The following is a 20,475-nucleotide window of genomic DNA, read 5'->3' on the forward strand; positions in this document are numbered from 1 at the left end:
GTTGCTGGCGCGGAGGGTTGCCTCCGCGCCAGCAGCAGCTACCGAGGAATACAATGCGAAAGCTGAGTTTTTGGATCGCTCCCATCGCTGCCGGACTGGTTGCGTGCAACAGCGATCTTGTAGTGACGAACCCCAACAACCCTGACGTGAGCCGGGTGCTGGCCCGTCCGGTGGATGTGGAGACTTCGATAGGGAACTCCTACGGCCGGATGCAGCAGGCTGCGTTCGGATTCAACGGTTCGATCACGCCGTCGCTGCTCACGATGTCGTTCGAGAACTCGTCCGACCTCAACAACTGGGGGATGGGACCGCGCAGCTCGATTCCGCGGGTCACCATCGCAAACAATCGCGGGAATCTCTACCAGGACGAAAACCAGACCCAGTTCACGAGCTCTGCGCGCGCTGCGAGGGCGGCCGCCGATGGACTGAACTCCCTCGACAAGCCTGCATTCACTATCGGTTCCGCAGCCGCCGATCAGCGGGCGCGCGCATTCGCCTGGCTGGTGATGGGCGCTGCCAACGGAAACGTTGCATTGGCGTACGATTCGCTGACGGTCGTCACCCCGGTGAACAAGGGGGCGCCTCCAACTCTGATCTCCTACAAGGATGCGATGGCGATAGCGCTGGCCCAGCTCGATACCGCGATCATCATCGCAGGCCAGAGCCCCGGCTTCACGCTACCCAACACGTGGGTGAATGGAAACGGACTCACGTCGGTGCAGGTACAGCAGCTGGCGCGTGGCTGGAGGGCTCGCCTGCGTGCCGGCGTGGCTCGTACTCCAGCCGAGGCTGCGGCAGTCAACTGGGATGCTGTGATCGCGGATGCGGGCGCCGCTTTGGTCGCCGATCTCAAAATAATCACGTCCAATGCGGCCGGCAGTGTCTGGACCGTCGGCGATGCTCAGCATTACACCTATGACACGTGGTCGCAGATGAGCCCGATGATACTCGGCATGGCCGACAGTGCGCGCAATTGCGCACCCGGAGGTGATTGCTATGACGGGTGGCTCGCGACTCCGCTCAACAGCAGGTACCCGTTCCTGATCAAATCGGCGGACCAGCGTCTTCCCTCGGGCGCAACGCGGGATGACCAGCGCGTCAGCTCAGGAGATGGAAACTTCCCCAACCCGCCGCGCACCAACCTGTACTTCCGTAACCGTCGGCCGACAGATCCGGCCGGCGCGGCGTTCAATCTCTCGCAGTACGATTTTTACCGCTTCCAGGAATGGGCCAATACCCGGAACGGCCCGTACCCCTTGATGACGCGCGCTGAAATGGATCTCCTCATGGCAGAGGGCTACATCAGGAAGGGTGACTACGCCAACGCAATGGCCAGGATCAACATTACTCGTGTGGCCAACGGCAAGCTGCCTCAACTCGCGGGCATAACCTCGGCGACCCAACCAATCAGCGCTGCCGGTTCGTGCGTGCCGCGCGTTCCGCAAGGCCCGGCGTTCAACGCGGCAAGCTGCGGGAACATCATGGAGGCGATGAAGTGGGAGAAGCGCCTTGAAACCGCGTTTACTCACTTTGGGGCGTGGTTCTTCGATAGTCGTGGCTGGGGCGATTTGCCGGAAGGCACGCCGCTTCAGTATCCGGTTCCGTTCCAGGAGCTCGACGTGCGTGGGATTCCGTTGTATAACCTCGGCGGCGTTGGCGGTCCTTCCTCGGCGGCTCGTGGTTCCTACGGCTACTGAGGACGGAGTAGTTGGCGGGTTTTCGAGTGTCGCCACTCGCGGGTGCGGTCCGTCACGCTATGCGTGCGACGGGCCGCGCGCTGGCCGTGAACTCCTGCCGAGCGGTTGCGGCGGCGGGAATAGCGAGCATGGCTCTGTGGACATCCGGTTGTTACGCCTACGTTCCGAGAACGACATCGGATGTGAGGCCGAACACGGTGGTCACCGCGGACATCACGGATGTCGGGCGCGTGGCATTGGGCGAACGGGTGGGTGCGGAAGTGATGCGGATCGAAGGCAAGGTAGTTCAGCGGTCCGATACCGCGTTTCGTCTTATGGTTTCAGAAGTGGTCTATCTGAACGGGCTTTCGAATCACTGGCAGGGTCAGGAGGTCAGCCTCCGGACGCAAGACGTAAAGTCAGTGTCGCAGCGCACTTTCTCGACAAGTCGGACGGCGATCATGGTGGGTGCGGTCGTCGCCGGGGCGCTGTTTGCAATTTTCGGTCTCAGTTTTCTCGGTCTTACGAGCGGCGACTCATCCAGGGACAAGCCCGGTGAGCCGCCGCCAGAGTCGTAACACAGATTTTCAACAGAGGAGCGATTTGATGCAATTTTCCCGTGCATTCTTGTTGGGGCTCGCTGTTTCCGCTGTCGCGGCGTGCAGCTCCGATCCTGTTTCGAAGGAAGTAGCGCCTGAGCCGTCTGCCGCGATTCGCTGGGTAAACGCGGTGGCCGATACAGTTCCAATGGACTATAGGATCATCGATTACCCGTCCAATGCCTCCGAACCCAACCTGGCCTTCCAAGCCAACAGCGGGCGCTGGCGGATAGTTCCCGCCGGGTCGCACAAGGTTAAGGCGTTCTTCACCAATACGACTGCGGCCGGCGATGGCGTTTCAATCGTCTCACAGGTGATTGATGAGGCCACGTTCAGCCTCGAGGCGAACAAGAAGTACACGATTCTTCACTACGGTTTCGCCAAGGCCGGAGCGTCGCCTCAACGGCGGTTAATCCTCATCGAGGACGTTGTTCCGACTGTGCCGGCTGGTCAGGTCGCCATCCGCGTGATAAACGCCGCGCCCGCTCTTGGCACGGTGAATGTCTTCACAAACCTTGGAACCGCGGTCGGCGGACCGGCCACAGGTACCGCCGCATTCGCGAACGTTGCCGCAGGAGCTGTAACACAGTGGGTCAATTTCCCAGCGGCGTCCGCGCCCAATACTTACCGGGTGACTGCGACGGCGCCTGGCTCGACCGCCCCGCTCGCCGATGCACTCGCCTCAGTTGGGGCTGCGGCCGTAGCGGCGTCGGCCACGACCGGGGCGCTCGATGCGGTTCCGGGTACCCGGCAGGCTACTTCCGCCATCACGGTCGTGATCTTTGGGCGACGCGTGGCGTACGTTCTTACCACGCCGACGGGTGGAACCAGCGCCGTCGCGGCCACGACGACGGGTGCAGTCGGTATGCTGCCCGATGTATGGCCGACGCGTATCAGTCCCTGATCCCAGGCGGGTAGCGACAAAGAGAACGGCCCGCCTGGTTGCGGGCCGTTCTCTTTTGTGCTCGCGGGCTTTGTGCTCGCGGGCTTCGTGGTATCAGGCTAGATTGTATCATTCCCAGCCGGGAGATCCCAGTGCGCATTGCCGGCGCGCGTGGCGCTTTTTTAGGGGCCTTTATTCTTGCCGGCGCCCCCGGAAAGTCGGACGCGCGGCAGCTGCAGGCCACGAGTTCCGGATTGAGCGGGATCGTTGTTGACTCGCTCGACAGCCCGGTGCAGTACGCGCTCGTCACCGTTGGAAACAGCAACAGACGCGCGACCGCCGACGAAGATGGGCGATTCCGCCTGAGGGGTCTCAGCACCGGAAAGACTCTCTTCCAGGTGCGCCGGATCGGGTACGATCCGGTATTCTTCGAAGTCGAGCTGCCTGAGGCCGCCACTGTCGAAGTGCGGGTGCGGATGCGCGAGACCGTTCGCGATCTGGCACCGGTCGAGATTTCTGACGTCAGGGAGCCCCTTCGCCGCGTCGGGTTCTACGAGCGAATGGCCGCCGGGAACGGTTATTTCATCACCCCCGAATACCTCGAGCGCATACGGCCAGTGCGCGCGTCAGACGCATTCGCAAACATTCCGAATCTCGTCGTGGACAGGCGCGGGAATCGCAGCCGCCTCGTGACAGCCAATTACAGATGCGAGTATGCAGTTGTCATAGACCAGGTGCTTGTAGGCGAACCCGGCTCGCGGGTCCGTACCACCTCGCCCGATGATCTTGTTTCCGCGAACGATCTGTACGCCATCGAGGTTTATCCCAGGAACCGCGGCGTGCCGGCGCGATTTCTCGGTATGTCTCACGAAGATGGTTGTGGGACAGTCGTGATCTGGACCAAGGGAATGATTCCCCGGTAAAGCGCGTCTCAGTTCGCCGCCAGCCGGCGTACGCAGAGCGCGCCCTCTGCTTCGGCAGGGGGCGCGCTTTAGTTTTATGCTGAACCGGGCGCAGGCCGGCGTGTACCCGCAGCCATGGAGAATCCCATCATCGTGAAAGTCCGAAGGAGAGTCTGGGCCGTCCTCGCTGTCGGTCTGATTGCGATGGTCGCTCTGTCTCCGACCGCCTGCTATCTGAGCAGGGGAGCGTGGGAGGAGGGGAAGATTCTCGCGCGACGCCAGCCAATAGCCGAGCTCGTGGCGGACAGGCGGACTGATTCCCTCGTTCGCCGGAAGCTCGCGATCGTCCTCGAAGCGCGGCAGTTTGCACAGGATTCCATTCGGCTCCGGACGAGGAAGAGCTTCACCACCTACTCGAAGCTGGATCGCGACACGCTCGTGCTCGTTCTCTCGGCCGCGTACCGCGACCGGCTCGAGCTGTACACGTGGTGGTTTCCCATTGTGGGCCGCGTCCCGTACAAGGGGTTCTTCGACTTTGGCAATGCCAGGCGGGCGGCGAAATCGTACTACGACGATGGCTATGATGTCGCGCTCAGGCCGTCTGCCGCCTTCAGCACGCTCGGGTTCTTCAACGATCCTCTGACGAGCACGACATTGGCGAGAGACACGCTCGACCTCGTCAACACCGTGATTCACGAGGTGACCCACAACACGTTCTACGCGCCCGGCGAGGCGGCCTTCAACGAATCGTTTGCCAGCTTCGCGGGTGCACGTGGGGCGGCCGCGTTCTTTCGCTCGAGGGGGCAGCCAGAGGCCGCGACGCGCGTGGATGCGGAGTGGGAGGACGAGAAGCTGCTCGGCGATTTCTGGACGCGTCTCGTGAAATCCATCGACTCGGCCTACGCCCGCCATCCGGAGAGCAAGGAGGCGAGAATCGCCGCCCGTGACACTGTCTACGTGAGAGCGAGGCAGGCTCTCGTCAGCGAGATAGGGCCTCAGCTCAGAACCATCGGTCCTTTCTACGTGCAGCGCGTTCCGCTCGACAACGCATCCCTTCTCGCTCGACGGGTGTATGCGAAGGACCTCGACCTGTTCGACCAGGTGTACGCGCGGGAAGGCGCGAACCTGAAACGCACCATCGGCCGGATCATTGCTCTGGCGAAGTCGGACAAGCAAGATCCTTACGCCGCGCTCAGGCGCTGGCTCGGACTGCCCGGCCAAGCGTCACTCCGCTACGGCCAGAGGGCTCACCAACCTATTCACCGCTCGGATGCGCGCCGATGAGCTAGCCTCCGAACCGCCCTCTCAAGAGCGCACGAAGATCCACCATGGGCACCGCCGGCGCTTCCGCCGGCTTCTGCACCTCCTGAGCTCCAAGCGCAATCCGCTCCATCCTGTCCCGCACGCCCCGGTCAATGAACCTCGACAGCTGGTCGAGCGAGTACTCCGACCCGCGCCGGGTCGAATACGCGTTGAGCGGGTACGTCACACTGAGATAGTTCTTCGCGCGGGTCATTGCGACATACATCAGGCGGCGCTCTTCATCAGTCTCTTCGTCGCTGCCGAGGCAGCGTGCGGAAGGGAACCAGCCATCCACCGCCCAGATCAGGAACACTGCGTCCCACTCCTTCCCCTTGGCGGAGTGAGCGGTGCTGAGAACGAGGCAGTCGTCGTCTTCATTTCCAGCGGCTCCAGCCAGGTCCTGCGTCGCCTGAGGCGGCTCCAAGGCAAGCGCCGAAAGAAATGTCGCGCGGTCCGGGTAGCCGGCTGCGATCTGCTGGAGCTGATCGAGGTCGGAGAGGCGGGGCTCGGTCTTGTCGTAGCGCTCGCGGAGGATGTTGTCGTATAACATGCGCACCCGCGCGATCTCGGCGGCTACGATCGCCTCATCGGCAGGTTTGCCGGAGCGGAGCTCTTCCAGAAGCGCCACCAGCGCCGAGTGCGCCGCCCGTGCCCTCGGCGGTGGCACGTATCTCCCGAACGCAGCCGACTCCCACGCCGCGCTCGCCATTGTGTCAATCGCCGAGCGCGCGGTCGCATCGCCGATCCCCGGAAGAAGCAGCAGGATGCGGTACCAGCTCACCTCATCGCGCGGGTTTTCCAGTATCCGCAGGAAAGCGAGCACATCCTTCACGTGTGCGGCTTCGAGAAACTTGAGGCCGCCCCACTTCTCGAACGGGATCTTGCGATTGGTCAGTTCGATCTCGAGATCGGCGGACATGTAGCCGGCGCGGAAGAGCACCGCTATCTCTCTCAGCGGAATTCCCTCCTCGTGCAGCTCGAGGATGCGGTCCACCACGAACTGTGTCTGCTGCTGCTCGTCCTGGGCGGCGACGAGCCACGGCGGCTCCCCGCCTGTTCTCTCGGTCCACAGATTCTTGGTGAACCTCTCCGTGGCGCGGGAGATCAACGTATTCGTCACCTCGAGGATCGGAGGCGTCGAGCGGTAATTCTGCTCCAGCGTCACGACCGTCGCGCCCTCGAACTGCTGAGGAAATCCGAGGATGTTGCGGAAGTTGGCGCCGCGGAACGAGTAAATGCTCTGCGCGTCGTCGCCGACAACGGTGATGTTGTTGTGCGCACGGCACATTCCGCGGAGAATGCGGGCCTGGAGTACGTTCGTGTCCTGATACTCGTCCACCAGTACGTGATCGTAGAGCCCGGAAATTTTCGTGGCCAGCTCCGGCGACGCCTCGAGCATCAGTGCCCAGAAGAGGAGGAGATCGTCGTAGTCCACGAGATTCCGTGCCTGCTTTCGCGCGGTGTAGTCGCCGAAGATCTTCGTGAAGTCCTCGAGATAATCCGTGAACTGGGGATAATCGTCGCGGACGATGTCCTCGATCGAGATGCCGGTGTTGATGTGGCGCGAGTAGACGTAGTGAAGCGTCTCCTTTTTCGGGAAGCGCTTCGATTTCTGCGCGTAGCCGAGCTGCGACCGGGAGAGCTGCATAAGATCGGCGGAATCTCCCTGGTCCATGATCGTAAAGTCCTTCGCGAGTCCGGCCGCGGCGCCAAAGCGGCGCAGCAGGCGGTGCGCGGTGGCGTGAAAGGTCCCGCCGTGCACCTTCTTGCTCGTCGCACCGACAAGCCGCTCGGCGCGCGTGAGCATTTCCTGCGCGGCGCGGCGCGTGAAAGTGAGGAGAAGGATTCTGTCCGGGCGGACACCACGCTTGATCAGGTGGGCAACGCGATAGACGAGCGTTCTCGTTTTGCCTGTGCCGGCGCCGGCGATGATGAGGAGGGGGCCGTCGGGGTGGGTGGCAGCGGCAGCCTGCTCGGGGTTCAGATCGGCCGCGATATCCCTTGGATTGTCAGGCGCGACGACGCGCTCGCGTGCAGGATAGACGCGAGGGACCGGTGCTTCACTCATCGGTCGTAATATAGGCGGGGTGACCGAAAAGGGGCCGAAAGAGGGCAGTTGCCCGGTACCCGTTCCCCGGCACAACGAGCCGTCTTGACGTCATAACGCTATAGCGCCATACTGCCAATATGCCAACAGCCAAACGCGCTACCGTGTACTTCGATGAACGCCTCCATAAAGCGCTGCGACTCAAGGCCGCCGGGCGACGATCACCAATGTCGACTCAGCTCGGATGGACGTCGTGCTGAGCTGACCCGCACGTCGCCAGAGGGAACCTCCAACGGCACGAGCTCGAAGACGCGTCCGAGCATCGATGCGGCAATATCTCCCGCAGCATCGACAGTGCAGGGCGGCGGCTTATCCCGGAACGCCAGCTCCTTCGCGATAGACGTCATCTCTACTCCGACGATTCCGCAAGGAACGATCAGATCGAAGTACGAGAGATCCGTCGTGACGTTGAGTGCGAAGCCATGCCAGGTGACCCAGTCGCGAGTGTGAACGCCGATTGACGCGATCTTGCGGCCGCCGGTCCACACGCCGGTGTACCCCGCGCTCCGCTCTCCCGGAATCCCATATTCACCGATAGTCCTGATGAGCGCCTCTTCAACCGAGCGCAGATACCAGTGCAGATCCTTCCGGTGACGCTTGAGGTCAATGACCGGATAGCCGACGAGCTGACCGGGCCCGTGGAACGTCACGTCGCCGCCACGCTCGACCTCGAACAGCTCGACCCCTTTCGACGCAAGAAACTCAGGGCTCGAGATCATGTTCTTCTGCTTCGACGACCTGCCGAGCGTCACTACGGGCGGATGCTCCACCAGCAGAAGGACGTCCTGAGGGATTGCGCCGCTGATCCTGTCACGCGCAACGGACCTCTGAAGATCCAACGCCTCCGAATAGCCCATGCGCCCGAGACGAACGACCCATACCTCACGCGCGCCGGGCTCACCCATCACAACATCGACCGCGTCAGGCGTGGATCACCTTGCCGAGCGAATCGAGACACGCTTCGGCAATGGCTTCAGAAAGAGTCGGGTGGGCGTGTACGGCAAGGTCAATCTCCTCCACCGTGAACTCGTTCTCTCGTGCGACGACGATCTCGTGCAGGATCTCGGTAGCATGCGAGCCGATGATGTGTGCGCCGAGGATCTCACCGTACTTCGAGTCGCGGATGATCTTCACGAAGCCCTCGGTCTCACCCGACGTGCGCGCGCGGCCGTTGGCGGAGAAAGGGAACTTCCCGACCTTGTAGTCGAGCTTCTTCTCCTTGCACTGCGCCTCGGTGAGTCCAACAGATGCAATTTCCGGATGGCAATACGTCGCGTTGGGAATGTTGCCGTAGTTCACGAGGTGCGGCGTCTGTCCCGCGAGCAGCTCGGCGAGAACGACGCCTTCGCGTGAGCTCTTGTGCGCCAGCATCGGCGGGCCGGCGACGTCGCCGATGGCGTAGATGCCCTTCGTGCTCGTCTCCATCCGCTCGGTGATCCGGATGAAGCCGCGCTCGGTGAGCTGGACGCCGTTCTCCTTGAGCCCGATGTCCTCGACATTTGGCGCGCGGCCGGTCGCGACGAGCACCTGCTCGACCTCGAGGTCCTGCTTCTTCCCGCCGGCGTCTATGGTCATGCTCACCGACGTCTTCCCGATCTTCACGTTGCCGATCTTCGCGCCGGCAATGACGTCTATCTTCCTTTTCCTGAACGCCTTCGTCAGCTCCGCCGAGCAGTCGGCGTCCTCGAGCGGAAGAATGCTTGGCGCAACATCAATCAGCGTCACCATCGTTCCGAACGCATTGAACACGTCGGCGAATTCGCACCCGACCGCGCCGGCGCCGACGATCGCCATCGTCTTCGGCGCTTTCTCGAGGACGAGCACTTCGTCCGACGACAGCACGTTCGTCTTGTTGAGCTCGAGCCCGGCCTGCGGCAGTCCCTTCACGCGCGAGCCGGTGGCGATCACCACTCCCTTCTTCGCGTCGTGTTTTTCTTCCTTGCCGTCGGCCAGCTTCACCGAGACGGAGTTCTTTCCAGCCAGCTTGGCCGTGCCCTTGATGTGCGTGATCTTGTGCTTCCTGAAGAGGAACTCCACGCCCTTCGAGTTCTGAGTGCTCACTCCGCGCGAGCGTTTCATCGCCACGCCGTAGTCGAAGCTCGGCTCGCCGACGTTCACGCCAAACTCGGCTGCCTTCTTCACCTTCTGGGCGAGCGCAGCTGATTCGAGCAACGCCTTGGCGGGAATGCATCCCCAGAGGACGCATGTTCCACCGAGCCCCTCGCGCTCGATCACCGCGACCGACATGCCCAACTGCGCCGAGCGGATGGCGCCGACGTATCCGGCCGGTCCGCCGCCTATGAAGATCACATCGAATGATGCCATTTTCCGTTACCCGTTACCCGTTACCCGTTACCCGTTACCCGTTACCCGTTAGATCACAAGCAGAAGCGGATTCTCGAACAGCCGCTTCACCGACTGGAGGAACCTGGCGCCGGTCGCACCATCTATCACCCGGTGATCGCAGCTCATCGTGACGCGCATTCTTTGCCTCACGACGACCTGTCCGTCCACCACGACCGGCTTTGCTTCGACACCGCCGATGGCGAGGATGCCGGCTTCGGGCGGATTGATGATCGCCGTGAACTGGTCAATGCCGAGCATGCCGAGGTTGGAGACGGAGAACGTCGAGCCGGTGTACTGCGCCGGCATGAGCTTCCGCGCGCGGGCGAGCCCGGCGAGCTGCTTTGCTTCGGCCGAGATCTGTCCGATGGATTTGCGATCCGCATCGAAGATCACCGGTGTGATGAGCCCTTCCGGGATCGCGACCGCCATCGCCACGTGCACGCGGTTGAAGTGGCGAACGTGGTCGCCCATCCAGTGCGCGTTGATCTCCGGGTGATCGGAGAGCGCGTTTGCGACGGCTTTGATGACGATGTCGTTGAAGCTGATCTTGTAATCGTCGCCCAGCTCCTTGAGCTGCGCGCGCATGTCGGCCGCCCTCTCCGCATCCCACTCGGCCGTGAGATAGAACGTTGGCACGGGACCGATGGATTCGGCGAGCCGGCGTGCGATCGTTTTCCGGATCTGCGTGAGCGGAATGTCCTGGTAGTCGCCTTCGCGCGTGATGAATCGCGGAGCGGCTTGGGGTGCGGCGGCAGCGGCGCGCACGGGGCCCGCGGCAACGGCTGTCTCGACATCCTTCTTGATGATGCGACCGCCAGGGCCGGAGCCGCGAACGTTCGACAGCTCGACGCCGCGCTCGGAGGCGAGGCGCCGCGCGAGCGGTGAAGAGCGGGGACGGGAAGAAGAGGACGCAAAGGGAGCAGAGATCACAGAGATTGGAACCGCTCCGAACCCGGATGTGCGCGTCGGTGGCGGCGGAGGCGCGGGCACCTGCGATGGGGCGTCTGTCGCAGCCGGCGCCGTTGCCGGCGCTTCCGGCGACGGCTTTGGAGCAGCCGCGCTCGCTATGATCGCGTCAATGTTCTCGTCGGGTCCAGCGATGACGGCGAGCAGCGTTCCCACCGGCGACGAATCGCCCTCGTTGGCGATGCGCTTCCGTATTACCCCATCGCTGCGGGCAACCAGCTCCATCACCGCCTTGTCGGTCTCGACCTCGGCGAGGACGTCGCCCGATTTCACGGCGTCGCCTTCGTTCTTGAGCCATTTGACGAGGCGCCCTTCCTCCATCGTCGGAGAGAGCGCCTCCATCACAACGTTCGTCGCCATAGATCGTTAGCCGAGGTACATGACTTTTCTGATGGCCGCGATCGCCTTGGGGGCGTCGGCCTTCGCGAGCCTTTCCAGATTCTTCGCGTACGGCATGGGTACGTCTGCCTGGTGGACGCGGAGAACGGGCGCGTCGAGATCGTCGAAGCACTCTCTCTGAATGAAATCCACCACCTGCGCGCCAATGCCGCAGATCTCCCAGCCTTCCTCGAGAACGACCGCGCGATTCGTCTTGCTCACCGACGTCGCGATGGCTTCGACGTCCATCGGTCTCACCGTGCGGAGATCCACCACGTCCACCTTGATGTTCTCCTTCGCCAATGTGTCGGCCACCTGCATCGCCACCAGCGCCATCCTGCCGTGCGCGATGATCGAGCAGTCGCCGCCTTCGCGCTTCAGCTCGGCCTTTCCAATCGGGATGACGAGCTCACCGTCGGGCACTTCGCCCTTGGTGTTGTAGAGCATCTCGCCTTCGAGGAAAACAACCGGGTTGTCGTCACGGATGGCCGCCTTGAGCAGTCCCTTCGCGTCAGCGGGCGTTCCCGGGCAGATGACCTTGAGTCCGGGAATGTGCGCGAGCCAGCTCTCCCACGCCTGCGAATGCTGCGCGGAAAGCTGCAGCGCGGATCCGTTGGGGCCGCGGAATACCATCGGCATGGGAAACTGGCCGCCCGACATGTACAGCATCTTGGCGGCCGCGTTCACGACCTGGTCGAGCGCAAGCAGCGCGAAGTTCCACGTCATGAACTCGATGATCGGCCTCAAGCCGACCATCGCCGCGCCGACACCGATGCCGGCGAAGCCGAGCTCGGTGATCGGAGTGTCCACGATGCGCATCGGTCCGAACTCGTCGAGCAGACCCTTGGAGACCTTGTATGCGCCGTTGTACTGCGCAACTTCCTCGCCCATCAGGAAGACACGCTCGTCGCGGCTAAGCTCTTCGCGGAGCGCCTGCGTCAGCGCCTCGCGGTAGGTAAGTACGGCCATCTCAGCTCGTGGTGTCGACGAGAACGTCGGCGTAAAGGTCTTCCGGTGAAGGCTCGGGACTGGCTTCGGCGAAGTCCCACGCGTCCTGGCAGATTGCCTTGAGCTCCTCGTCCAGCTTCGAGAATTCGCCGTCCGAAAGCTGCCCGGCGACGCGCATGATGTCATGCAGCACGACGATCGGGTCTCGCTTCATGCTCTCCTCCAGCTCTTCCTTCGAGCGATACGTGCCGCTGGCCGCGTCGGACATGGAGTGACCCATGAAGCGGAACGTGCGCATCTCGATGAGCGTTGGCTTGCTCTCCTTGCGCGCCAGCTCCACGGCGCGTCCGATCGCGTCGCGCACGGCGAAGATGTCCTGGGCGTCAACCGACTCACCGGGCATTCTGTACGCGGCGGCGCGGACGTGAACGTCCTCGTTCGCGGTGGAGCGCGAGATCGCGGTGCCCATGCCGTAGCGGTTGTTCTCGATCACGAAAACGGCGGGAAGATTCCACAGCGCAGCCATGTTCAGCGCTTCGTGGAACGAGCCGATGTTCACCGCCGCCTCGCCGAAGAAGCAGACGCATACCTGGTCACCCTTGCGGTACTTGATGGCCCACGCGACTCCGGCTGCGAGCGGGACGTGCGCGCCGACGATGCCGTGTCCGCCGAGGAATCCGAGGCTCTTATCGAAGAGGTGCATCGAACCGCCCTTGCCGTGCGAGCAGCCGTCCCTGCGTCCAAACAGCTCGGCCATGACGGAGCGCGGCTTCATTCCACGCGCCAGCGCCTGCCCGTGATCGCGATAGGACGTCACCACGTAATCGTCGGGGCGAAGCACTGACATCGTGCCGGTGGAGATCGCCTCCTGCCCGATGTAGAGGTGGCAGAATCCGCCGATCTTGCCGAGGGCGTACGCTTCGGCGGCCCGCTCCTCGAACCGGCGCTGCAGCAACATCGAGCGGAGCAGCTCCTTTCGGAACGCCGCCTCGTCGGTGGCGGCAGACGCCGCCTTGTTCTCTTCGTCAGCCATTACCTGCCTGGATTTGCGAGTCTGTTCGCGGCGAATGGTTTCGGTCATACGCCGGCGGCCTGCACCTGCTCCCACGCGTGATAGCTCGACCGCACCAGCGGCGCCGATTCGACGTGGCGGAAGCCCATCTCCATCCCCGCCTCGTACAGATGGCGGAATTCAACTGGCGTGTAGTAGCGATCGAGGGCGATGTGATTGTCGCTCGGACGCAGGTACTGGCCAATCGTCAGGAGGTCCACGTCCACCTTGCGAAGATCGCGCATGACGAGGAGGACCTCCTCGATGGTCTCACCCATGCCGAGAATGATTCCGGTCTTGGTCGGAATGTCGGGCGCGATGCGCTTGGCCGTCCGGAAGATATCCATGACGCGCGGATACCGTCCGCCCGGTCGTGCCTTCTTGTAAAGGCGAGGGACGGTCTCGGTGTTGTGATTGTAGATTTCGGGCTCTGCCTCGAGCACGGTGCGGATGCTGTCCTCGTTGCCCTGGAAGTCCGGCACCAGCACTTCGACGGAGCAGCCCGGTACCCGCGCATGGATCTGCCTGATGGTTTCGGCGAATATGTACGCGCCAAAATCGGGCAGGTCGTCACGGTCCACCGAGGTGATGACGGCGTGCTGGAGCTGCATCTGGGCGATGGCTTCGGCGACGCGATCGGGCTCCGAGATGTCGTACTTCGGGGGCCTGCCGTGCGCGACCGCGCAGTACGCGCAGTTCCGGGTGCAGACGTCGCCGAGGATCATGAACGCGGCTGTGCCGTGCTCCCAGCATTCGCCGACGTTGGGGCAGTGCGCCTCCTCGCATACCGAATGGAGGTCCAGCTCGCGCATCATGTGCTTGAGCCGCAGGTAGTTGGGTCCGCCCGGAGCCTTCACCTTGAGCCACGACGGCTTGCGCTGGGGAAGGGGCTCGACGCGATGGCGACCCATGATCTGGTATAGCACTTCGCTCATTTGTCCGGGGGAATCTATCCTAAAAGCGCCCTGGGCGAAATTGAGACAGATCGTGTCGGGCGGCCTGGCCGGTCACGATCTCCGCGACGGTTTCTCCCGTGAGCGGTGCGAGGAGGATTCCGTTGCGGGAATGACCGCACGCATAGACGATCTGAGGATGATCGGGATCCGGTCCGAGGATCGGCAGCATGTCGGGCGTGACAGGGCGAAGGCCCGCCCAGCCGGCCATCATCGGAGCGATGCTCAGGGCGGGGGCGATCTCTTCGGCGGCGGAGCGGACCTTGGCGATTCCTTCGGATGTTGTCTCGGAGACGAAGCCGACATTCTCCATGGTGCTCCCGGCGATGGTCGTTCCTGACGCTCGTGGGACAAGGTAGCCGCGCGGTCCGTACGTGACGTGCCTTAGCCCGACCGACGCAAACGACACCAGCTGGCCGCGAGATGGCGCGACAACGTGAAGCGCGGGCGCGCCTTCGATCGCCGCTCCCCATGCGCCTGGTGCGAGAACCACATGCTCTCCCTCGAGAATCTCGCCGGATGCCAATTCCGCCGAAGCGGAGGATGCGCTGCCTGACACGCGGAGCACGGCCCCTGTCAGGCGCCTGATGAGAGGTGTCCTGTTCACGAGTTCCGAGAGCGCGGCAACGAGAAGCACGTTGTCCACGGATCCGTCGTCCGGATTCAGCACCGCGCCAAGCGCATGCCCGAGAGCGGGCTCCATTTCCGCGAGCTCGGACCGCTCGAGCCACTGGCTGTGTGGCGCGGCCGTCCCGCGGAGGCCGCGAACTCCTTTCTCACTCAGCGCGACCTGGAGTATGCCGAGCCGGTTGAGCGGCACGCGCATGCCCGTGGCATCGGCGAGCGACTCGAGGAAGCCGGGATAGAAATCCCTTGCCGCGATCGCGAAGCGATGCGCGGGACCCGTCGCCCGCTCGACGGACGGGGCGAGCATTCCGGCCGCGGCGGCGGAGGCCTGGCCGCTCCGCAGCTCGCCGACGAGGATGACAGTTCGGCCGCGCCGCGCGATTGCGGTGGCGGCGCACAGTCCGATCACCCCCGCGCCGACGACGACGGTATCAGCGGTTTGCGTCATCCTCGTGCGTCCCTTGTCCGGGCCGTCATCGCCCGAGCGTTTGCGCCTGGGCTGTCGCGGGAATGTACGATCTCAGGTACAAATTGAGTGAGCCAAACGACAGCCGCGACTTGATCTGAAGAAGCATCCGCGCAGGATCGTCGGACAGCCACACCTCGGCCTTTCCGTTCTCGGAGAAAATGCCCCGCGTCTTGATGATCGGCTGCAGGACGATGGCGTTGTACGTCCCCGCGGGGACCGTCACGCGCTCCTTGCGCAGCACGCGGATGCGGACCGGATTGCGGTCAGGCATGAAGTACCGGTTGAAGTCGTACGTCCGGCCGACGACGAGAGGAACGGTCCGTACGAAATAGAGGAAAGCCGCTTCGTCGAGCGGTTCGGCGACTGTCCTGAGCGTCCTGCTTCCCTTGCGCGTGCGCTCGACGTAAAGCCCTCGCTCCGGCATGATCTCGAAGGTGTGCTCACGCTCCCGCGTGCCTTCCTCGATCTGCCTGATGAAAAGCAGCGAGTTGAGAGTGCGTGTGTCGATCCAGCTTTCGTAGACGTCGTTTACGCGGTAGAAGAACGCTCCGCCGTGCACGGTGAACGAGGTATGCCACGTATCCCGGCCGCGCACCGACTCGACGCCGATTACCTCGAGAGCCGAGCTTCCGACGCGCACGCCGCCGAAGCGGACGTCGAACGTGGATTTTTCTCCCGCGCCGAACGGAACGCTCACGCCCTCGGGCGCCACCGAGCGAAGGCCGGCCCGCGCGCCATCATGCTGGCGCACCGAGGTCCGTCCACCCGGCGTATCATATCCCGTGGTGAAGAGGGCGAGTCCGAGAGTGACCGCCCTGATCGCCGGCGAGATCACGAGGTTGCCCGCTCTCGCGGCTTGGATGCCCGGGGAGCTGTCTCCGTGGGCGGCGCCTGGAGCGGCGGTGCGATCCGGCTTCCGCGAACCGTGCGGCCGAAGCGATACAGCGCCATGGCGTCGGCGAGGGGGCGGATCCGGCTTGCCCTGACCCTCAGATCGTAGCGCGGCTCGAGCGTCACCCGCTCGACGCGGCGCGCGAGGGGCACCGTGCCGAGCAGCATCTGGATGTTGGCTGCCCATCCGTCGCCCGAGGTGATCGGCTTGTCGGGGGATGCTTTGAGCAGATCACGGATGAGTGAGATCCGGAACAGCCGGTAAGACGCGAAGGGATCGGTGATTCCGTCAATGCCGATTGAGAACCGAAGCGCCCATGGAGCCAGACGGCGGAGGCGTCGCACCTCGACCGGCTCGCGCGCGGCTGCGCGCTCGCCGATGACGATGTCCGCCCCTCCCTCGAATCGTTTGACGAGCTCGGGAAGGTGCTCGGGCTGATCGGTGAAGTCGCCCTGCATCACGATCATGGCATCGCGGCGGGGGTAGCGGGTGCGGCGGCTGGCCTCACGCGCCAGCGTGTCAATGGCGTGGCCGTATCCCCTTCTCGTCTCGCCTCGAAGTACGGTGAGCGGCGCGACCTCGGCGTAGGGTGCCAGCGTCTCCGCGGTCCCGTCAGTGCTGCCGTCGTCGTACACGAGGATCTCATACTCGCGCGAATAGCCCTGGAACACCTTGCGGATGCGCCAGAGCAGTACGCCGATCGTCGGTCCTTCGTTGTATGCGGGAATGCAGATGTAGAGCAAAGCGCGCCTATGGCCTTCAAATAGATGTGTCGTCGCAAGATAGACGAACACTTCAGATAAACGCTACCCTGAAAGAACGTCCTGATACACCGCTTCCGTCCCTTGGATCATTGCCGCCGCGTCGAACTTTTTCGCGCGCGTGCGCGCGCCTCCCGATAGCCGTGCGCGAAGAGCGGGATCCTCGATCAGACGGGCGACCGTCGCCGCGAAGGCCCTATTATCCCCGGCCCGGACCAGGAAGCCGCTCACGCCGTCCTCGATGACCTCGGGCAATCCTCCCGTGGCAAAGGCGACAGGGGGGATTCCCAGCGCCATTGCGTCAATCACCGCTGTGCCGAGCCCCTCCGCCTTCGATGGATGCCACAGGACGTCGACGCCAGCGATGGCCGGCGCGATGTCCGAAACAAATCCCGCTGAATATGCCGGCACACCCCCAATGACTGTGGGGCCGCCGGCGCTTCCCCCCATCAGCACGAGTCTCGTGCGGTCGCGTGTGGCGACAGGAAGCGCAGACGTGATCGCGGCGAGCGAATCAATCCCTTTTTCGGCCGTCATCGCGCCTACCACGCCACAGATGACCGCATCCGCCGGCCAGCCAAGCTCGGTGCGCCAGTCCCTCGGCGCGATGCCTTCCACGGGCAGGAGGATGCCCGAGTGGACTACGTCAATCCGCGCCGGGTCGATGCCGGACGCCACCATCGCGTGGCGCACCGCGTTGGAGATGGCGATGAACCTCGTGACGCGCTCACCGTACTTGAGCCCGATCGAGCGCGGCGGGAAGGGAACGCGTCGCGTGACGATGAGAGGAATCCGCGGATGCCCGATCAGCGCGAAGAGGGCGAGCGCGTGTGACCGTGCGTCGTGGGCGTGCACCATGTCTACGTTCCACGCGCGCATTCGCGCCCTGATCCGGCGGGCGGCGGCAACGTCCCAGTCGGCGCGCATCGCGACAGTCGCGACGGCGAGTCCGGCGGCACGCGCGCGCTGCACAAGCGGTGACTCCGGAGCGCCGATGAGGAAGGGCTCATGCCCTCGATCCCTGAGACCCAGCGCGAGGAGGAGCACCTGCCTCTGACCGCCGCGCCAGCTCATTCCGGAATCGAGGTGGAGAACCCGAAGCCGCTTCACTCTCCGGCTAGTCGGTCGGCGAAGGTCCGGAACAGACCCCTGTCCCATGGCTCCGGCGAGTCGTTCATCTCCTCGGGGTGCCACTGAACGGCCATTACCCACCAGCCGCTCGAATCCGATTCCACGCCTTCGATGACGCCGTCGGGAGCACGCGCCGTGATGCGAAGTCCTGGCGCGACGTCGCGGATGCTCTGGTGGTGAAGCGAGTTGACGCTGATGCTCGTCGCCCCGATTGCGTGCGCGATGAGTGATCCTCTCTCGATGACGACGTCATGAACGCGCGACGCTCGCTCGTCCTGCGGATTATGCTCCAGAGCGCCGGGTACCTCCGACGGAATGTCCTGGATCAGCGTGCCTCCGAGAGCGACATTCAGTACCTGCGGGCCGCGGCAGATCGCGAGCACCGGCTTTCCGAGCTCCCTGGCGGCGAGGATCAGGGCGATCTCGGTTCTGTCCCTGGCGGCGTTGGGTTCGCCCGATTTCGGAGCCCGGGGTTGTCCATAGAGCGCCGGATCTACATCTTCGCCCCCGGTGAGAAGGAGCCCATCTACTCGCGAGAGTATTGCGCGGGCCGCGTCTCCATTACCGAGCGGCGGAACGACGAGTGGTATGAGCCCTGCACTCTCGAGAGCGGTGACATAGGCGCTGTTGAGCCGCACGCGATGAGCTCCCCCGAGGCTGGTGTCGGAGGTTGCCGAAACGGCGACTACGGGCGCTGTGCGAACGGACCGGCGCGGACGAGCGTCGGGAACACTTTTCGCGGTTGCGGATAACAAGTTGAGATCTCTCGGGTTCGGATTTCTGATACTACCGGCGGCACTTGCGTCACCCGCCATCCTTCTGGCTCAAAGTCTGGAAGGGAGGCCGGTGCCCTGCAAGGGCCAGATCATCAGCCGCATCGAAGTCAGCGCGCGTCCTCCCTTCGAGGCGAAGGGCTCGGCATTCCAGCGGCGACTCGTACGCCAGATCACCGACCTCCACGCGACAACCAATCCCGAAGTCATTTCGCGGTTCCTCGCGCTCAGGCCGGGGACGGCGTGCACGGAGCTGAGGCGTCTCGAATCGGAGCGCATTCTGCGGGCGCAGCCGTACCTGGCCGACGCTACGGTGACCGCGTTCCGGGATGACGCCGGCGGAGTCTATCTCTCCGTCATGACGGTGGACGAAATCTCGATTGTAGTTGGCGGCGGAGGCTCGGCAGCGGTTCCGTATGTCCGCAGCTTCCGCCTCGGCGAAGAAAACCTGATGGGCGAAGCGAAGTCGGTCATCGCGTCGTGGCGGTACAGCGAGAACTTCCGCGACAACTTCGCGGCGCGGATCATCGATTATCAGTTCCTCGGCCGGCCGTACCACATGATACTGGAAGGCTCGCGCAACGAGCTCGGCGGCGGATGGGGGTTCGAGGCCAGCCATCCATTTCTCACCGACCTGCAGCGCGTATCGTGGCGCACGACCGCGGGCTCCCGCGAGGATTACCGATATTTTCGCCGCGCCGGCTTCGCAGCGCCGGCCGTTCAGCTCCAGCGCTCATACGCCGACATCGGCGGCGTTGCGCGCATCGGTCCGCCGGGGAAGCTGGCGCTGCTCGGGGCGTCGTTCTCGTATGAGGACGAGATGCCGGGGTCGTTTCCGACGATGATCGGAAGCGGAACGACGGAGCGCGACACCACGCAGGCGCTGGTGAATCGGTATGACCGCCGCCGCGTAACGCGCGTGAATGCTCTGGCCGGCATTCGCAATGTCCAGTATCTGCGCGTGACCGGATTCGAGTCGCTGGATGGAACGCAGGACATTCGAAAAGGCTTCGAGCTGGCAACGCTGGTCGGGCGCGGAATGCAGATGCTTGGAGGCACTGAGAAGGATCTTTTCGCGTCGGCGAATCTCTACGCCGGCGCGGGAAGCCCGCTGGCATTCGCGGCGGCGGAGGGCACGATCGAAGGACGGCGCGGGGACGGGACGAGGGAGTGGGACGGAGTGTTGGCGAGCGGGCGGCTGGCGGGCTACATGAAGCCCGCCCCGAGGCATACGGTGATGACCAGTCTCGAGCTGAGCGGGGGCTGGAGGCAGCGCATTCCGTTCCAGCTTACGCTTGCCGACAAGGATGGCGGTCCGCGCGGTTATCGCGATTCGTGGCTCGCCGGCGGCCAGCGCGCTGTGCTTCGCGTGGAGGACCGGATATTCCTCGGTCACGCCAAGCTGTTCGCGTCCCTCGGAATCGCGCCATTCATTGACTTCGCCAAGCTCTACGCCGGTGACGTCCCGTTCGGCGTGAACAGCGGCGTCAACACCTCTGTCGGGATCTCGCTGCTCGCTTCAGTGCCGCCGCGATCGCAGCGGATGTGGCGGCTCGACCTGGCTTATCCTCTCAATCGCGACAGCGGAGCGAAGTTCCGGATCCGCCTGCTCAGCCGCGACTTCTCGTCCATCTTCTGGAGAGAGCCGCGCGACGTGCAGCGGAATCGAGAGCGGTCGATTCCGACGAGCATCTTCAACTGGCCGTAGCGC

17 protein-coding genes and 1 pseudogene are annotated in these 20,475 nt (G+C 63.8%); 6 read left to right on the forward strand and 12 right to left on the reverse strand.

The window, feature by feature from the left end:
• Positions 1-53: 53 nt before the first annotated feature.
• The 5 genes from Q7S20_13255 (at position 54) to Q7S20_13275 (ending at position 5,344) form a co-directional block, all read left to right on the forward strand.
• Positions 54-1,697: a hypothetical protein gene (locus Q7S20_13255; protein ID MDO8502799.1), complete on the forward strand. Its 1,644-nt coding sequence runs from the start codon at positions 54-56 to the stop codon at positions 1,695-1,697.
• Between the two features lie 182 nt (positions 1,698-1,879).
• Complete coding sequence (locus Q7S20_13260) at positions 1,880-2,254, forward strand: hypothetical protein (GenBank protein MDO8502800.1); 375 nt, start codon at positions 1,880-1,882, stop codon at positions 2,252-2,254.
• Between the two features lie 28 nt (positions 2,255-2,282).
• Complete coding sequence (locus Q7S20_13265) at positions 2,283-3,179, forward strand: DUF4397 domain-containing protein (GenBank protein MDO8502801.1); 897 nt, start codon at positions 2,283-2,285, stop codon at positions 3,177-3,179.
• A 131-nt stretch (positions 3,180-3,310) separates the two neighbouring features.
• Complete coding sequence (locus tag Q7S20_13270; GenBank protein ID MDO8502802.1) at positions 3,311-4,081, forward strand: carboxypeptidase-like regulatory domain-containing protein; 771 nt, start codon at positions 3,311-3,313, stop codon at positions 4,079-4,081.
• A 114-nt stretch (positions 4,082-4,195) separates the two neighbouring features.
• Positions 4,196-5,344: an aminopeptidase gene (locus Q7S20_13275; GenBank protein MDO8502803.1), complete on the forward strand. Its 1,149-nt coding sequence runs from the start codon at positions 4,196-4,198 to the stop codon at positions 5,342-5,344.
• 1 nt (position 5,345) lies between these two features.
• Here the strand turns inward: Q7S20_13275 and Q7S20_13280 are convergent, their stop codons facing one another.
• The 12 genes and pseudogenes from Q7S20_13280 to Q7S20_13335 all read right to left on the reverse strand — a co-directional run bounded on the left by Q7S20_13280 (position 5,346) and on the right by Q7S20_13335 (position 18,806).
• Positions 5,346-7,430: an ATP-dependent helicase gene (locus Q7S20_13280; GenBank protein MDO8502804.1), complete on the reverse strand. Its 2,085-nt coding sequence runs from the start codon at positions 7,428-7,430 to the stop codon at positions 5,346-5,348.
• A 200-nt stretch (positions 7,431-7,630) separates the two neighbouring features.
• Positions 7,631-8,374, reverse strand: coding sequence for a lipoyl(octanoyl) transferase LipB (lipB, locus tag Q7S20_13285; protein ID MDO8502805.1), 744 nt, complete (start codon positions 8,372-8,374; stop codon positions 7,631-7,633).
• A gap of 16 nt (positions 8,375-8,390) precedes the next feature.
• The gene (gene lpdA / locus Q7S20_13290) at positions 8,391-9,794 is read right to left on the reverse strand and encodes a dihydrolipoyl dehydrogenase (protein ID MDO8502806.1); all 1,404 of its coding nucleotides are present in this window, start codon (positions 9,792-9,794) and stop codon (positions 8,391-8,393) included.
• A 48-nt stretch (positions 9,795-9,842) separates the two neighbouring features.
• Positions 9,843-11,141: a dihydrolipoamide acetyltransferase family protein gene (locus Q7S20_13295; protein MDO8502807.1), complete on the reverse strand. Its 1,299-nt coding sequence runs from the start codon at positions 11,139-11,141 to the stop codon at positions 9,843-9,845.
• A gap of 6 nt (positions 11,142-11,147) precedes the next feature.
• Positions 11,148-12,158 (reverse strand): annotated as a pseudogene (locus Q7S20_13300) (pyruvate dehydrogenase complex E1 component subunit beta).
• On the reverse strand, positions 12,130-13,140 hold the full coding sequence (pdhA, locus tag Q7S20_13305) for a pyruvate dehydrogenase (acetyl-transferring) E1 component subunit alpha (protein MDO8502808.1): 1,011 nt from the start codon (positions 13,138-13,140) through the stop codon (positions 12,130-12,132). The pseudogene Q7S20_13300 and the gene pdhA overlap by 29 nt, the downstream one beginning before the upstream one ends.
• Positions 13,141-13,184: 44 nt before the next feature.
• Positions 13,185-14,093 carry a lipoyl synthase gene (gene lipA / locus Q7S20_13310; GenBank protein ID MDO8502809.1) on the reverse strand — a complete coding sequence of 303 codons (909 nt, stop codon included), beginning with the start codon at positions 14,091-14,093 and terminating at the stop codon, positions 13,185-13,187.
• Positions 14,094-14,112: 19 nt separating this feature from the next.
• The gene (locus Q7S20_13315; protein ID MDO8502810.1) at positions 14,113-15,186 is read right to left on the reverse strand and encodes an FAD-dependent oxidoreductase; all 1,074 of its coding nucleotides are present in this window, start codon (positions 15,184-15,186) and stop codon (positions 14,113-14,115) included.
• Positions 15,187-15,211: 25 nt separating this feature from the next.
• Entirely contained in the window at positions 15,212-16,042 is an 831-nt protein-coding gene (locus Q7S20_13320) for a DUF3108 domain-containing protein (protein ID MDO8502811.1), read from the reverse strand.
• On the reverse strand, positions 16,039-16,842 hold the full coding sequence (locus Q7S20_13325) for a glycosyltransferase family 2 protein (protein ID MDO8502812.1): 804 nt from the start codon (positions 16,840-16,842) through the stop codon (positions 16,039-16,041). Before Q7S20_13325 ends, Q7S20_13320 begins: the two co-directional genes overlap by 4 nt.
• Positions 16,843-16,905: 63 nt before the next feature.
• Positions 16,906-17,970: a glycosyltransferase family 4 protein gene (locus tag Q7S20_13330; protein ID MDO8502813.1), complete on the reverse strand. Its 1,065-nt coding sequence runs from the start codon at positions 17,968-17,970 to the stop codon at positions 16,906-16,908.
• Positions 17,967-18,806, reverse strand: coding sequence for a gamma-glutamyl-gamma-aminobutyrate hydrolase family protein (locus Q7S20_13335; protein MDO8502814.1), 840 nt, complete (start codon positions 18,804-18,806; stop codon positions 17,967-17,969). Before Q7S20_13335 ends, Q7S20_13330 begins: the two co-directional genes overlap by 4 nt.
• Here Q7S20_13335 and Q7S20_13340 point away from each other — a divergent pair.
• Positions 18,748-20,472, forward strand: coding sequence for a hypothetical protein (locus Q7S20_13340; GenBank protein ID MDO8502815.1), 1,725 nt, complete (start codon positions 18,748-18,750; stop codon positions 20,470-20,472). The genes Q7S20_13335 and Q7S20_13340 overlap by 59 nt on opposite strands.
• Positions 20,473-20,475: the final 3 nt, after the last annotated feature.

The sequence above is a fragment of the Gemmatimonadaceae bacterium genome (assembly GCA_030647905.1).
GTDB lineage: Bacteria > Gemmatimonadota > Gemmatimonadetes > Gemmatimonadales > Gemmatimonadaceae > UBA4720.